This is a genomic window from Glaciibacter superstes DSM 21135 (assembly GCF_000421145.1).
GTDB lineage: Bacteria > Actinomycetota > Actinomycetes > Actinomycetales > Microbacteriaceae > Cryobacterium > Cryobacterium superstes.
This window is the reverse complement of record NZ_ATWH01000005.1, coordinates 343,437-357,504: the sequence shown is the minus strand read 5'-3', so window position 1 is coordinate 357,504 and position 14,068 is coordinate 343,437. Positions and strand designations below refer to the sequence as shown.

12 protein-coding genes and 1 pseudogene are annotated in these 14,068 nt (G+C 66.3%); 4 read left to right on the top strand and 9 right to left on the bottom strand.

Features of this window, described 5'->3' with window-relative positions:
- Nucleotides 1-259 (top strand): annotated as a pseudogene (locus K323_RS30030) (hypothetical protein); the annotation flags it as partial.
- 163 nt (nucleotides 260-422) lie between these two features.
- Here K323_RS30030 and K323_RS0109250 read toward each other — a convergent pair.
- Together K323_RS0109250 and K323_RS0109245 are read right to left on the bottom strand one after the other, a co-directional pair.
- The gene (locus tag K323_RS0109250; RefSeq protein ID WP_022885006.1) at nucleotides 423-1,859 is read right to left on the bottom strand and encodes a phosphomannomutase/phosphoglucomutase; all 1,437 of its coding nucleotides are present in this window, start codon (nucleotides 1,857-1,859) and stop codon (nucleotides 423-425) included.
- Entirely contained in the window at nucleotides 1,856-2,089 is a 234-nt protein-coding gene (locus K323_RS0109245) for a DUF3499 family protein (RefSeq protein WP_022885005.1), read from the bottom strand. Before K323_RS0109245 ends, K323_RS0109250 begins: the two co-directional genes overlap by 4 nt.
- A gap of 45 nt (nucleotides 2,090-2,134) precedes the next feature.
- Between K323_RS0109245 and K323_RS0109240 the strand changes: the two genes are divergently transcribed.
- The gene (locus tag K323_RS0109240; protein WP_026851464.1) at nucleotides 2,135-2,581 is read left to right on the top strand and encodes a metallopeptidase family protein; all 447 of its coding nucleotides are present in this window, start codon (nucleotides 2,135-2,137) and stop codon (nucleotides 2,579-2,581) included.
- A 34-nt stretch (nucleotides 2,582-2,615) separates the two neighbouring features.
- Here the strand turns inward: K323_RS0109240 and K323_RS0109235 are convergent, their stop codons facing one another.
- From K323_RS0109235 to K323_RS29795, 5 genes are all read right to left on the bottom strand, one after another.
- A complete protein-coding gene (locus K323_RS0109235) occupies nucleotides 2,616-4,067 on the bottom strand; it encodes a DUF5719 family protein (protein ID WP_022885003.1) in 1,452 nt (483 codons plus the stop codon).
- A complete protein-coding gene (locus K323_RS25210; protein ID WP_022885002.1) occupies nucleotides 4,057-7,335 on the bottom strand; it encodes a glycosyltransferase in 3,279 nt (1,092 codons plus the stop codon). The genes K323_RS0109235 and K323_RS25210 overlap by 11 nt, the downstream gene beginning before the upstream one ends.
- Before the next feature lie 116 nt (nucleotides 7,336-7,451).
- Nucleotides 7,452-7,772: a WhiB family transcriptional regulator gene (locus tag K323_RS29400; RefSeq protein WP_022885001.1), complete on the bottom strand. Its 321-nt coding sequence runs from the start codon at nucleotides 7,770-7,772 to the stop codon at nucleotides 7,452-7,454.
- Nucleotides 7,773-7,969: 197 nt separating this feature from the next.
- The gene (galE, locus tag K323_RS0109220; protein WP_022885000.1) at nucleotides 7,970-8,935 is read right to left on the bottom strand and encodes a UDP-glucose 4-epimerase GalE; all 966 of its coding nucleotides are present in this window, start codon (nucleotides 8,933-8,935) and stop codon (nucleotides 7,970-7,972) included.
- An 88-nt stretch (nucleotides 8,936-9,023) separates the two neighbouring features.
- Nucleotides 9,024-9,170 carry a hypothetical protein gene (locus tag K323_RS29795; protein ID WP_022884999.1) on the bottom strand — a complete coding sequence of 49 codons (147 nt, stop codon included), beginning with the start codon at nucleotides 9,168-9,170 and terminating at the stop codon, nucleotides 9,024-9,026.
- Between the two features lie 103 nt (nucleotides 9,171-9,273).
- Here K323_RS29795 and K323_RS0109210 point away from each other — a divergent pair, with 103 nt between their 5' ends.
- Nucleotides 9,274-10,230 carry a GlxA family transcriptional regulator gene (locus K323_RS0109210; protein ID WP_022884998.1) on the top strand — a complete coding sequence of 319 codons (957 nt, stop codon included), beginning with the start codon at nucleotides 9,274-9,276 and terminating at the stop codon, nucleotides 10,228-10,230.
- 82 nt (nucleotides 10,231-10,312) lie between these two features.
- On the opposite strand, the gene manA is transcribed toward K323_RS0109210, so the two are convergent.
- Entirely contained in the window at nucleotides 10,313-11,701 is a 1,389-nt protein-coding gene (manA, locus tag K323_RS0109205) for a mannose-6-phosphate isomerase, class I (RefSeq protein ID WP_022884997.1), read from the bottom strand.
- Nucleotides 11,702-11,842: 141 nt separating this feature from the next.
- Between manA and K323_RS0109200 the strand changes: the two genes are divergently transcribed.
- Nucleotides 11,843-13,021 carry an acyl-CoA dehydrogenase family protein gene (locus tag K323_RS0109200; protein ID WP_022884996.1) on the top strand — a complete coding sequence of 393 codons (1,179 nt, stop codon included), beginning with the start codon at nucleotides 11,843-11,845 and terminating at the stop codon, nucleotides 13,019-13,021.
- 119 nt (nucleotides 13,022-13,140) lie between these two features.
- Here the strand turns inward: K323_RS0109200 and K323_RS0109195 are convergent, their stop codons facing one another.
- Nucleotides 13,141-14,016 carry an NAD-dependent epimerase/dehydratase family protein gene (locus K323_RS0109195; RefSeq protein WP_022884995.1) on the bottom strand — a complete coding sequence of 292 codons (876 nt, stop codon included), beginning with the start codon at nucleotides 14,014-14,016 and terminating at the stop codon, nucleotides 13,141-13,143.
- Between the last annotated feature and the right edge of the window lie 52 nt (nucleotides 14,017-14,068).

Genomic DNA, 14,068 nt, shown 5'->3' with positions numbered 1-14,068 from the left:
TTTCGTCGAGCACTACAACGACCATCACCACCACTCGTCGCTAGCCGGATTCACGCCCGCTCAGGTCTATGACGGCTCATGGCTTCACTCCGCCCAGCAGCGCCAAGCCACCCTCGATGCCGCCTACCAGGCCAACCCACACCGCTACCGGAAACCACCCGTCGTGAGCCCACCCCCGCAGCAAGTGACCCTGAACCTCGCCCACAAAGACGGCAAAACCCACACCCCACCTACCCTGCTCGAACTCCTCGCAGGATAAACACACCAAACAGGTCACACCAGATTGACAACCAGCGAATGGACGAATTTCGGCAAAATCTCCGTCGAACGGTATCGGGGGTGACGGGGCGGGGGCTGCGGGGATGGGGCTTGACGGGGCGGCAGGGGCGGCAGGGTGGGGCGACGGATGCCGCGGGCAGGGCTCAGGCGCGGATCAGCGCCAGGACATCGTCGCGTACGCGCGCCATCTCGCCAGCGGTGGCGGCCTCCACATTCAGCCGCAGCAGCGGTTCGGTGTTGGAGGGACGCACGCTGAACCACCAGAACGGCTCGTCGCCGCCGGTCAGTCCGGTGACGGTGAGCCCGTCGAGCTCGTCGAAGTCCGCGATGCCGGTGTACGCCTCGACGATGCGGGTGTACGCGGCGGGCACGTCCTCGACGGTGGAGTTGATTTCGCCAGACAGCGAATACGGGGTGAATGCGGCAGAAAGCTCGGAGAGCGGGCGCGGCTGGTGCCCGAATTCGGCCAGCACGTGCATGGCCGCGAGCATGCCGTTGTCTGCGCCCCAGAAGTCGCGGAAGTAGTAGTGCGCAGAGTGCTCACCGCCGAAGATCGCGCCGGTGGCGCGCATCTCGTCTTTGATCAGCGAGTGGCCGACCTTGGTGCGTACGGCGACGGCGCCGGCGGCCTCGATCGTCTCCTCGACCACGCGGGAGGTGATGAGGTTGTGGATGACGATGATGTCGCCCTCTGGCTGCAGGGCGCGCACCCTGGTGATCTCACGGCGGGCGACGATCGCAGCCACGGCAGACGGGTTGACCGCTCCCCCGGTCTCGTCGACGACGAAGCAGCGGTCGGCGTCGCCGTCGAAGGCGAGGCCCATGTCGGCACCGTGCTCGACGACCGCCTTCTGCAGGTCGACCAGGTTGGCCGGCTCCAACGGGTTCGCCTCGTGGTTCGGGAAGGTGCCGTCGAGTTCGAAGTAGAGGGGAATGATCTCTATCGGCAGCTTCGGCAGTCCGGCCGCCTCTCCGAGCACGGCGGGCACCGTGAGCCCACCCATTCCGTTGCCCGCGTCGACCACAATGCGGATCGGGCGGATGTTCGACAGGTCGACCAGGGCACGTAGGTAGGCGGCGTAGTCCGCGAGCACATCGGTCTCGCGATACGAACCCGGCTCTGCAGCATCCGGCACGCCGCCTGGAAGGTACGCGGCTGCACGGTCACGGATGGCGCCGAGCCCGGTGTCCATACTGATTCCCTGCGCGCCTGCGCGGGAGAATTTGATGCCGTTGTAGCTCGCCGGGTTGTGGCTCGCGGTGAACATGGCGGCCGGCGCCTGGAAGCGGCCGGAGGCGAAGTAGGTCTCGTCTGTCGAGCACAGCCCGATGTTGACGACGTTGGCGCCGCGCGCCTGTGCGCCGCGCGCGAAGCTCGCCGCGAAATCGGGAGAGGAATCGCGCATGTCGTGGCCGACGATGACGTCGGTTCCGGCTGCTTCGACCTCGTCGACGAAGCCGGCCGCGAGGGCTGCGACGATGTCGGCGGTCAGGGTCTGGCCGACGAGACCGCGCACATCGTAGGTCTTGACGATGGCGTTGAGGTGGGCAATGGCGTCATCGGAAGGGGCTGAACTCATGCCCCAAAACCTACCTCACCGAGCACATCGCCCATGACCTTGTGCCGCACCACCTGCCAGCCCTGTGGAGCGGAGGTACGCTCGGCGTGACGCTGGCAGAGATCGTAGGTGTGCGGCTCGTGGGTGGCGGAGAGAGGGCCGAGCACCGCCATCGAATCCGCGTAGACGAAGGTCATCGTTGCGACGGCCTCTGCGGAGCAGGAGATACGGGAACACGGCCTGTTTGACATCGTCTTTCACAGTACCCCCGCCGCGGGCCGAAGTAGGATGGCGACATGCCAAGGTCACGTCGTTCCGTTGCGCCCGCGCCTTTGAAACGGGGACGCGGTCGTGATCGCCACGGACGCGGCATCCGCAGTTCGGCGACCGGTCCGTACCTGGCGCCTCTTCGCACCAGGATCAACCTGTTCGACATGACGGTCGCCTCGACGGTGGAGTACCTGCGCGGCGTGTGGCCAGACGATCTCGACGGCGTCAGCTTTGAAATCGCGCCAGGTCCGCAGTCGGTGATTGATGGCGTCGGTGTCGAGCGCTGGTCGACGTATCCGGCCGAGCGTCGGGTGGTGTTCTACCGGCTGCCGATCCAGCGGCTCAGCCGATTGCACCGCGATGATGACCTGCACAAGCGGCTGGTGATCGAGAGCTGCGTGTTCCGCGGGATCGCCGAGTTGCTCGGCAAGGATCCGTGGGACCTCGCGCCGGACCGTTTCCACCACTTCTAGGAAGACACCCAGCGTCGAGTTGCCGGCGGGAAGCTCAGTGGGCGTAGACGGTGATCGGCGTGGCCAGCGGGCCGGCGGGCTGCACGGCGAACGACGAGACGCGTCCGTCGCCCGCGTACCCAACCGACGCAACTGTGCCGTCCGCACCGGAGACCGAGTAGCGCGACGAGGGCTTCAGCGACACGATCACGGATTGCCCGCCAGGCACGACCAGGTCGATGGCCTCGCCACTCTGCGGAGTCAGCGTGAGTTCGGCATCCGTCGCCTTGCTGTTGAAGACATGCAGTGTCGGTGTCGGCCCATCGGCGACGCCCAGCAGGAAATCACGAGACAGGGTGCCGGATGTCGTGAACCAGGCGAAGTCCTCTGCCTCGCCGGTTGCGGTGGTGCGTGCAGCCGCGACCACCGGCTGGTTAGAGTCGAGGGTCACCGTGTAGCTGCCAGGAGTGAGCCCGTCGAGCGGCACCTCGGTGGCGATGCCCGGTTCGAGCTCGACCTGAAGTGAGGTGCCGTCGGCGCTGCCACTCTCGCTCTGCACGCCGATCTGCACGGTCGCCGGCGAGTCTCCGGGAACGAGTACCCGAATCGCGGGTACGCCCTCGTCTGCGTGGTCGTGACCGTCATCCGTCACCGCGGCAACCGGTGTCGTGACCTGCAGCCCGACGATCGACTGGACCGTTGTCGGCTGTGTGCTCGGTCCGATGAGCTCGACGCCCGCAGGCACGATGCCGTGGATGAGGCTCTGCTCGAGGGATGCGGCAACCTGACCGCCCTGTGACTGCACGTGCACCACCGTCGACTTGACGTTCGGTGCGAGACCGGCGAGGGAGACGATGCGTTGGGATCCCGGCTGCACGAGGATGCCGGTGGAACCGGGGGCATCGACGAGCCCGGTCTCCGAGTACACGATGAGGTCGACCGTTGCAACGACCTCCGTCGGATTGCTGAGCAGCACCAGGCTGGTGTGCCCGATGTCGGTGGACCCGCCGACAAGCCAGGAATCACTCGCCGCCTCGCCACACGCCGCAGCGGCAAAACCGCTGAGAGTTTCGCCGCTGGCGGTCTGAGACTGGCTGCCGGCGACCAGTGGCGCCTCGGTGGCGCCGTCTGGCACATCAGCGCTGAGCAGCTGTGGGGCACCGTCGCTGGCGCTGTCGGTATTGTCGGCCGCATCGAGATCAGTGACCTCGGGACTGATGAGTTCGTCTGAACCCGGTTCGAGGGCAGCGAACGTGCCGTCGGCCCCGCCGACAGAGGTCGCGGTTGATGCCTGCGCGGAGTCCTCGGCCAGGGTGAGCAGCGGGCCAGGGCACACGCGTTGCTGATCGGCTGGCTGAGGAGAGACGATGGCGGACGGCGGCGGTGCCGGGGCCGTCGGCCACGGCACAAGCGCAGCAGCAGCGACCGCAACGACCGCAACGCCGATTCCGACGAGCCCGCTGACGGCACGCACACCGAACAGGGCGAGTCCGTGCTTACTTGGCATCGTCGTCCTCCTGGGTGGGGTGTGGCTGGGTGGGTTCGGACCGGGTCGGTTCGGTTCGTGTTTCGCCGGTGGCCTCGGGCTCGATGGACGGATGCTTCTCCGATTCGACCTGCGGGGTCTCGCCTTCGGTCTCAGTCTCAGACTCGGGCGTCGGGTCGGCCTTCGGTTCGGGCTTGATCTCAGGCTCGCCGGGCGCATCGGAATCGGGCACTGGCTCGGCTGGTGCATCGATGTCGTGCTCTGGCTCGTCAGGCGCGTCAGGCGTGTCAGGCGTGTCAGGCGTGTCAGGCGTGTCAGGCGTGTCAGGCGTGTCAGGCACGTCAGGCGTGTCATCAGACTCGGTCGTTGCGCCGGCAACGGCTCCCGCCTTCATGAGTGTCGCGCGCCGTTCTTGCCGCTTCTTCTTCGCGTTCGCCCTGGCTGTCTGCCGAATCGCGTCACGATTCGCCTGGCGAACAGCCTCACGACCGGCTCCGGTCGGGATCGAGAGGAGGATCGTCGCGCCGATCACCACAGCGGCGACGATCAGCGCAATCAGTCCGATCGGTGCGCCGGCGTTCTTCTCAATCGCGCCATTGGCCGCGCTGTCATCTGCGGCGTCGAACCGCCAGAGCTGTCCGAAGTCGGTCTCACCGACCGGCACCAGCGCTGAATTCCCGTCAAGGGCGACGCCCGCGCGGTGCAGAGTCGACGACGCCTCGTGCGTGACCGACGGGCTGGCACCCGGCGGAACTGCAGCAACCGCAGGCGGCCGCAACAGCACAAAACGGATGCCGAACTCAGCAAGTCCATCCGTCGCATCCAACCCGCTTCGTGATGCCAGGTTGCCCGCCAGAACGGCCAGCTCCTGCTCGCGATCGCTGAGCTCCTGGTTGGTGCTGGCCAGCGTCGACTGGTCGTTCAACGAGACTTGGGCACCGCGCACGATGGTCGCGAGTACTCCGCCGTCTGGCTGTGGCACGATCTGCAGCGTTCCGACCCTCGGTGTTGTCTGGGCTTCAGCGGTGACGAATGCGGGCAGGGTGCGCTCGGCGCCGACCGCGACGACGCTGGTGCCGAGCGGAAGAGCAGCCGCCAGTGGTGCTGCTGCGACAAGCAGGGTGAGGGCGGCAGCCACAGCGGGCACCATTGCGTAGGTTGCCTGGCGCAGGCAGACGATGAGGGCTCCGATGATTCCGAGCCAGTAGAGACTGAGCCCGGCCCCGGGCCATACGCTGAGAGTCGCCTCACCGATCGAGGCGACCTGCAGCAGGTTGGCGGCGACGGCGGTGGCGAATCCGAGCAGCGCCGCAAGCAGCGAGAACGTGGCGGTGCGCGAGCCGGGCAGGAACAGGGCGACCAGCGCGATGACGGCAAGTGGCGCGAGCAGGGCGGGCACCGCGATCTGAGCAGTCAGGTTCGGCAGGTCGAGGCTCTGAACGATCGCACCCCATCCGCCGAGCCCGCCCGACGGGAAGCCGAGCAACAACTGCCACACCGAGACACCGGCGTGGGCGACCGGTGCTCCAGGGTCGGCGAGCAATGCCAGCCAATTGCCGCGAATGGTCTGGTCCCAGATGAGTGGTGCCGCCAGCACCAAGGCGGGCAGCGGGATGGCGATGAACCGCATCACGCTGCGGCCACTCACGGCGACGCAGACGATCCAGCCCACCAGCAGGGCAGGAGCCAGCGACGGCGCGCAGGCGATCACCGCGGCGAACAGCAGGGCAGCGGATGCCGACGCCGACCACGAGCGCGCAGCGGCGAAGCCCGCGAAGAACAACCACGGCAACAGCAGGTGCACGAGGATCGCGGCAGGCCGGCCGGCTGCGATCGCACTGAGGAAGGTGGGAGCGAGCACCCACAACACTGCGGCGATGGCGCGCAGGCCGCCCCGGTCGGTGAGCCGGGTGGCGGCCATCCAGGCGCCGAACGCGGCGAGCGGGAAGGCCAGGAAATAGAGGAGTACAAGAGCGAACGACGGCGCCCAGAAACTCAATGTGCCGAGGATGGCGACCACAAACGCGAACGGATCGGCGGCACCGACGAATCCGAGCCCGATGTCCCGCCATCCGTATGCGACGCTCCGCCAGAGTTCGCCTGGCGTGTTGTCGAGCGGGAGGAGTCCGCCGCCGGTGAGGGTGGAAGCGCCGAGGAGCGGAGCAAGGATGGCGACGCCGGCCACGGCGGCAGCGAGAACGGTCCACGCGCCTCCACCGGTGAAGAAACGGATCTCCGGCCGGGTTCCGCGGAGGCCCGTCACGCTCGCTTCGCGCTTGAGCGCGTGACGGCGACGCACCTCGGCCGACGGCACGCGCAGGCTGGCGATCGAGGCCCAGCCGAGGGTGCGGGTCGCCGCAAACTGCTTGCGGGCGTTGCTCACACGCATCCCGTTGAAGGCCGCACTGAACGCCGCAGCGAACTCGCCGAGGATGGCGCCTGGTTCCTTGCGCAGCAGCTGGCCGATGGAACGGAGGATCGCCAGCGGTACCAGGGTCAGCCAGTGCAGAGGCACAGCCCACGCCGGCGCGTAGACCAGGCGGCGGTGCAGCTGCGCTGATCTGGTCACTCGTTGCCGCTTGCGTCTGGAACGACCACGGGAGGACTCGTCTGGCCCGGCGATACCATCGCCAGCCGACACCACCCGCGCGGGTGCGACGACAGACACGCGATGTCCGGCCATTCGCACCCGAACGCAGAAGTCGAGTGCGTCGTCAACGACGGGGAGACCAGGGTCAAAACCGCCGAGGTGCTCCCAGACGGTGTGGCGCACGAGCATTCCACCCGCGCTCACGGCGAGAACGTCGCTCAGCCCGTCGTGCTGCGCTTGGTCGAGTTCATTCTCGACGAGCGTGACGGTCGCCCCGAGTGGGGTGATCGACTGGCCGAACTGGTGGATGTAGTCACCGGCGTCCCACTCCATGACCTTTGCCCCTGCGACGGCGACGGACGACGCGATCTCCAGTTCGCCGAGCAGCGCGGCCAGGGCTCCCGGCTCCGGTGCGCTGTCCTGGGCGAGGAGCCAGAGCATCTCGTGTTCGCTCGTGGGCTGCTGGGTGATCCGCACGGCGGCGTTGACTGCCTGCCCGAAGGTGAGGTCGGAATCGGCCGAGAGGAAATGGGTAGGCCCGAACTGGGAAAGCAGCTCGCTCGTGGCATCCGTCGACCCGCAATCGACAGTGATGACGATGTCTGGCTGACGGGTCTGTGAACGGAGCGCCTCGAGTGTTCGCTCAAGGTGCGAAGCGCCGTTGCGCGCTACAAGGATGGCGGTGACTCGGGGTTGCATATCGAACACAGCCTAGGTCGGCAAAGTGCCCACGCGCCGGAGTGACACAGGACGCACCGGAAATAGGCCGCGCCGTGGCCACCCCGAAGGGGGCACGGTGAGACCCTGCGCGAGTGTCAGCCCGCGCGTTTTCTGAGCTTGCGGCGTTCCCGCTCGCTCAGACCGCCCCAGATGCCGAATCTTTCATCGTTGGACAGCGCGTACTCCAGGCACTGCGTTCTGACTTCGCAGGATGTGCAGATCTTCTTGGCGTCACGGGTAGACCCGCCCTTTTCAGGAAAGAACGCTTCAGGATCGGTCTGCGCACACAGCGAGTCAGCCTGCCATGCCAGAGGGTTGTCGTCGTCTAAATGCGCACGGACTCCGGGTACTCCCAATCGAACGGGATCGACGAACCAGTCGTCGGGTACTCCGGAACGATACTCAGGTATAGCCATATCGTCTCCCACCCCTTGTGCAACGCTCATGGTTTGTGCGTTGTTACTAATTACACCGGTGTAGTTCGCTATCCGTCAAGTCGCAGATCGTAAACCCTCAACACGGGCTGTAGAGTTTCGACGCGCCGGGCGTTCTCAGACAGAGATAAATCGGCCCCGACCGTCGCGGAAGAACTCGCGGCCCTCCCCCGCATGGGTTACAGGGCTGCGGACTGCCTGGATGTCCATGCGCTCTGCACCATTTCATCAAGAGTGTGCCGCATTTTCCAGTCGAGATCGCGGGACGCGAGCTCGCCAGACGCGACGATTCGGTCTGGATCCCCCGGGCGGCGCGGCCCGATTTCTGGCTCGAACCCGATGCCGGTGACGCTGGCGACCGTCGACATGATCTCTCCGACGGAGACACCGGTGCCCGACCCCAGGTTGTAGACGGCTTCGACGGGCTCGCCGGCGTCGAGGCGTCTGGCGGCGGCGACGTGCGAGCGCGCGAGGTCGGCGACGTGGATGTAGTCGCGCACGCACGTGCCGTCTGGTGTCGCATAGTCGTTGCCGTTGATGCGCGGCGTGCGCCCCTCGACGAGGGCGTCGAACACGAGCGGGAAAAGGTTGTGCGGGCTGGTATCGCGAAGTTCTGGTGAGCCGGAGCCGACGACGTTGAAATAGCGCAGGGAGGTGTGCGCGAGCCCGGTGGCGACGCCCTGGTCGCGCAGCAGCCATTCGCCGATCAGCTTGGACTCGCCGTAGGGCGACTCCGGGTTCTTCGGGGTCTCTTCGGTGACGAGGTCGGTGTGCGGCGTGCCGTAGACGGCGGCGCTCGACGAGAACACGATTCTGTCGGTACCGGCTTCCTGCATGGCGGCGAGCAGTGTGACGGTCGCTGTCACGTTCTGCTCGTAAGTGTGCAACGGGCGCTGCACAGACACTCCGGCGTACTTGAAGCCGGCGACGTGCACGACACCGGTGATGGTGTGCTCTGCGAAGGTGCGGTCGAGGAGCGGGCGATCCAGGATGCTGCCGCGAACGAACGGCACACCGTCAGGCACGAACTGGGCGTGGCCACTCGAGAGATCGTCGATGACAACCACATCGATGCCGTCGGCCTGGAACGCCCGCACGATGTGTGCTCCAATATATCCGGCACCGCCCGTGACCAGCCAAGCCATATCCACCCTCATCCGCTCACGTCGCGACCCGCGTTGCGAGCCTCGACCAGAGTACCGGCAGGTACGTCGGCAGATGTGTCGGCAGGTGTCAGTGGCGGAGAGTCGACAGCTTCTCTGGGCTGCGGTTGCGGTCACGGATCTCGGCGCGACCGTAGCCGTCGCCATCCAACCCGAGGATCGTAGCCAGCACGCCCCAGAGAACCAGTGCTCCGAGAGCCAGGAATAAGATTGTCATGGCAGAAAGTCTAGGTATTGCGATATTCTGCCGCGAGTGGCAGAGTAGCCAGTGATCGACACATTACTGCCACTCTCCGCGTCAGTCCCGAAGGAACACACTCATGCTCAACAAGATCGTCTGCATCGCACTCCCGGGCATGGCGCCGTTCGAGTTCGGCGTCATCTGCGAGGTCTTCGGCATCGATCGCAGCGACCACGGCGGGCCGACCTTCGACTTCCACCTGACCGCGGCCGAGCCTGGCCCGATCCGCACGAAGCTCGGCTTCGACATCATCGTGACCGAGGGGCTCGACGCAGCCGCGGACGCCGACCTGATCGCGATTCCGGCCTACCAGAACGGCAGCGAGATCCACCCGGAGATTCTGCGCGTCGTGCGGGAGGCTGAGGCGCGCGGTGCCTGGGTGCTCAGCGTCTGCTCTGGGGCGTTCGTTCTCGGTGAGGCCGGCATCCTGAACGGTCGTCGAAGCACGACGCACTGGATGTACACGGATGATCTCGCCGCGGCATTCCCCGAAACGGATGTTGACCCTGACGTGCTGTTCGTCGACGACGACAAGGTGGTGACGGGTGCCGGCACTGCTGCAGGTATCGACGCAGCGCTGCACATTGTGCGCAAGGAACTGGGGGCGGCGGCGGCGAACATCGTGGCGAAGCGGATGGTGGTGCCCCCGCAGCGCGATGGCGGGCAGTCGCAATTCATCCAGTCGCCGGTGGTCGAGTGCCAGAGCGACTCGTTCGCCGTCGTCACGGAGTGGATGCTGCAGAACCTCGACCAGCCGCTGACAGTTGACCAGCTGGCCCGGCAGTCGCTGATGTCGCCGCGCACGTTCGCGCGTCGTTTCCGCGCCGAGCTCGGCACCACTCCGACGGCCTGGCTGAACCGGCAACGACTGCTGCGCGCGCAGCAGTTGCTGGAGGAGACCACGCAGAGCCTGGAGATGATCGCGGCCGATACGGGCTTCGGTGGTGCCGCGGTGATGCGGCATCACTTCATCAAGGTGTTGCAGACCACCCCGACCGCGTACCGCCGCGCGTTCGGCGCGCGTCGCGCCGGCTAGCCTTCCCGTTTCGCTCCGTGAGGTGCCAGGTTTCCCTAGTTACGACCGCGTCCCACTAGGACTTCTTGTCCCCTCACGGCGGCTAGACGGCGGCGCCGGTGGTGGCGAGGAAGACCTCGCCTGCGCCGGCGAAGGTGAGCATTCCCTCGTCTGGCGTGATGTAGACGGATTCCCCACGCTTCAGGGCGACGGATGACGCGGCACCGGCCACGAGAAAGCCGCCGGCAGTGCAGAGGGCGATAGCCGGACCCGTCAGCGTGAACTGGCGCATGACCGGGGCGTCCCCGGCCACCGCACCGACGGCATCCGTCTCGATGTGTACCAGCTCGAAGTCAGGCACGTCTGGCCGGAACACCGAGACGCCCGGAGCGTGACGAGACGTGATCGGCTTGAGGTACGGCACCGGCAGCGGGGTGAAATCGAGCACCTCGAGCAGTTCATCGACGTCGATGTGCTTCGGCGTCAACCCGCCGCGAAGCACGTTGTCCGACGCGGCCATCAGTTCGATCCCGAGCCCGGACAGGTACGCGTGGATGTTGCCCGCAGGCAAGTACAGCACCTCACCCCGGCGCAGGGTCACCCGGTTGGTCAGCAGCGAGATCACGATCCCGGGGTCGCCCGGGTATGACGCCGCAAGTGAGCGTACGGTCTCGAATTCCTTCGCGAACGACAGCGCCGCTCCTCCGCCGGCCAAGAACTCGGCGTGCGCCGCGAGGGCGACCACCCGCTCCACCAGCCAGGAAACCTCACCGCTGTCGCCGCCGCGGCCGTCACGCAGTAGCCAGTCGACGACGTCGTGCAGGGGTTCCGGGCCTGTCAATCGATTCTCGAGGGAGTCCAGCGCAGCGGGTTGCGGGTCATCCGTCGACACGTCGATCGCGCGCAGCTCGGCGATGATCTTGCGCACCTCGACAGGGTCACGGAATCCGCACAGTGCTTCGAAGGTGTCGCTCAGCGCGAAGATCAATTCTGGCTTGTGATACCGGTCTTTGTAGTTGCGATCAGGCGCGTGGAGCGGCACCCCGGCCTCGTTCTCGAAATCGAATCCGGCGCGGGCGCGTTCGGGTGACGGATGCGCCTGCAACGAGAGTGGACCGCCGGCGGCCAGTACCTTCAGCAGGAACGGCAGGCGTGCTGCGACGTCGTGCGGGGCGTCGTCAGGCCCGGTACCGATCTGGCCCGTACCGCTCTGGACAGGTCCGCTCTGCCCCGTGCCGATGAACATCGACGTGCGGGCGAGCTCCGGCCCGAGCGCCGTCTCCGGCGCAGCGGCAATCCATTCGACGAGGTCGGCGGCACCGTCGACGCCGTCAGCGGCCGGATCGACGATCTGCGTCGGCGACCCGGGATGGGCGCCAAGCCACAACTCGGCCTCCGGTTTTCCAGACGGCGAGCGCCCGAGTTGCGACGCGATCGCCGTGTGTGAACCCCAGGCGTAATCCCGCGGCGTGTTGGTGATGCCCACAAACATGACTGCTCCTGCTCACTCGGGTTTAGACCAAACTACCAATCACTTTCGTCAGCGTTAGGCCACTCCCCTAGGCTGGCGAGCACATCGACGCCGACCTCCTTGCCGGATGGTCGCAGTAGCAGCAGGAGCAATGGGGCAGGCATGACATTCACTCAACTCGACAGCGACTTTTACGGCTACGAGAACCTTCTGACCGACCGGGAGAAGGCGGCACTGGCCGACCTTCGCGCTTATCTCGAATCCGATGTGCGTCCGATTGTGAACGGATGCTGGGAGCGCGCAGAGTTCCCGGTCGAGATCATCAAGCCGCTGGCCAAGCTGGGTGCCTATTCCTTCGGGTGGGAGGAGACCAAGCCGTTCGAGAACTCGGCTGTGTTCCGTGGTTTCGCGGCCCTGGAGATGGCGCGAGTGGACGCATCCGTCGCCACGTTCGTCGGCGTGCAGAACGGTCTGGCCATGGGCAGCATCGCGGCGACCGGCTCACAGGAGCAGCGGGACGAGTGGCTGCCGAAACTGGCCAACGGCGATGTTGTCGGTGCATTTGGTCTGACCGAGCCGCTCTCCGGCTCCGACTCGGCGCAGGGCCTGCGCACGGTCGCAACCCGCGACGGCGACAACTGGGTGCTGAACGGGTCGAAGCGCTGGATCGGTAACGCCACGTTCTCTGACATCACGATCATCTGGGCGAAGGATGCCGCGGACGGGCGGGTCTTGGGATTCATCGTGCCGACCGACACGGCCGGGTACACCGCTACCAAGATCGAGGGAAAGATCAGCCTGCGTTCGGTGCAGAACGCCGATATCACGCTGGAGAATGTCGTCGTGCCGGAGCGGTTGCGGTTGCAGAACGCGAACTCGTTCAAGGACACGGCGAAGGTGCTGCGACAGACGCGGGCGGAGGTTTCGTGGGCTGCGGTGGGCAACGCCGTTGGGGCGTATGAGGCTGCGGTCGCGTATTCGAAGGAGCGCGTGCAGTTCGGCAAGGAGATCGGCGGGCATCAGCTGGTGCAGGATCTGCTGGTGAAGAGCCTCGGTAACATCACGGCGTCGATCGGGATGGTGGTGCGGGTGTCGCAGATGCTCGATGAGGGCACGCAGCGTGACGAGCATTCGGCGCTGGCGAAGTCGTATACGACCTCGAGGATGCGCGAGACAGTGGCCTGGTGTCGCGAGATCTTCGGCGGCAACGGCATCACGCTGGAGTACGATGTGGCGCGGTTCTTCGCCGACGCAGAGGCGATCTACTCGTACGAAGGCACGCAGGAGATGAACACTCTGATCGTGGGGCGCACGATCACGGGCAAAGCTGCGTTCGTCTGAGTCCGTCGCGCTGATTGAGCCCGCCGCGCCCGCGACGCGCCAGATGCGCGCGGACGCACCACGCGCGCATGGCGCATGAGCGCGCAGTTGGCGCGCGGCGAGAGCGAGCGGCGAGCGCGCTAGCCGAGCACTCGCCAGCTGTGCTGCGGCGCGTAGCCCAGCATCCGTTTCGCCTTGTCGATGCTCAGCATTGTTTCGACCCCGTGCAGGGCACCGACGCCGTCGACGGATGCGCGGAGCGGCACATCGGGGAAGTACCGCGCAGCGAGTTCGGCCGACGGTGTGGACATGACGGTGTCCTCTGCGGCGATGATGAACGCCTCGAACCCCGTGATCGAGCTCTCCAGCGCGAGCCGAACCGCCTGTGCTCCGTCGCGCGCGTCGATGTATCCCCACAGGTTCCAGGAGCGCGACGTCGGATCGTTCTCGAACCCGGGGAACTTCTCGTAGTCCTCCACCTCCATCACGTTGGAGAATCGCAGCCCGATGAGCTTCGCGGTCGGGTCCCAGCGGGTGAAGTGCCTGGCCATCTCTTCCTCGACGGCCTTGCCGAGCGAGTAGGTGGACTCCGGCCGCACCGTGTACTCCTCGTCGACGGGGATGTACGGCGGCGGCGTCTCGAACGGGAGGCCGAGCACGGTCTCGCTCGAGGCCCAGACCACGTTCGTGATGCCGGCGGCGCGGGCGGCCGCGAAAATGTTGTATGTGCTCGGCACGTTGTTGGCGAATGTCGCCGAGTTGGTGGTGATGCCGGGGGCGGGAATCGCGGCGAGGTGCACGACGGCATCGACCCCGTTGTAGCGGTCGTCGATGCTGGTGAGCGCCTCGACGGTCTGGCCGTAGTCGGTGAGGTCGATGCGGATGAACGATGCGGGTGACTGGCCGCGCGGTGGCATCCGGTCGAGGTTGACGACGTCGTAACCGTGCTCGGCGAGTTCGTTCAGCACCGCCCGCCCGAGCTTGCCGCTTCCACCGGTGACGACGATTCGCTTCATTTGCATTCCTCTGTTCCCGTGGAACTGTTCGGCTCCCCGAACCACGATAGAC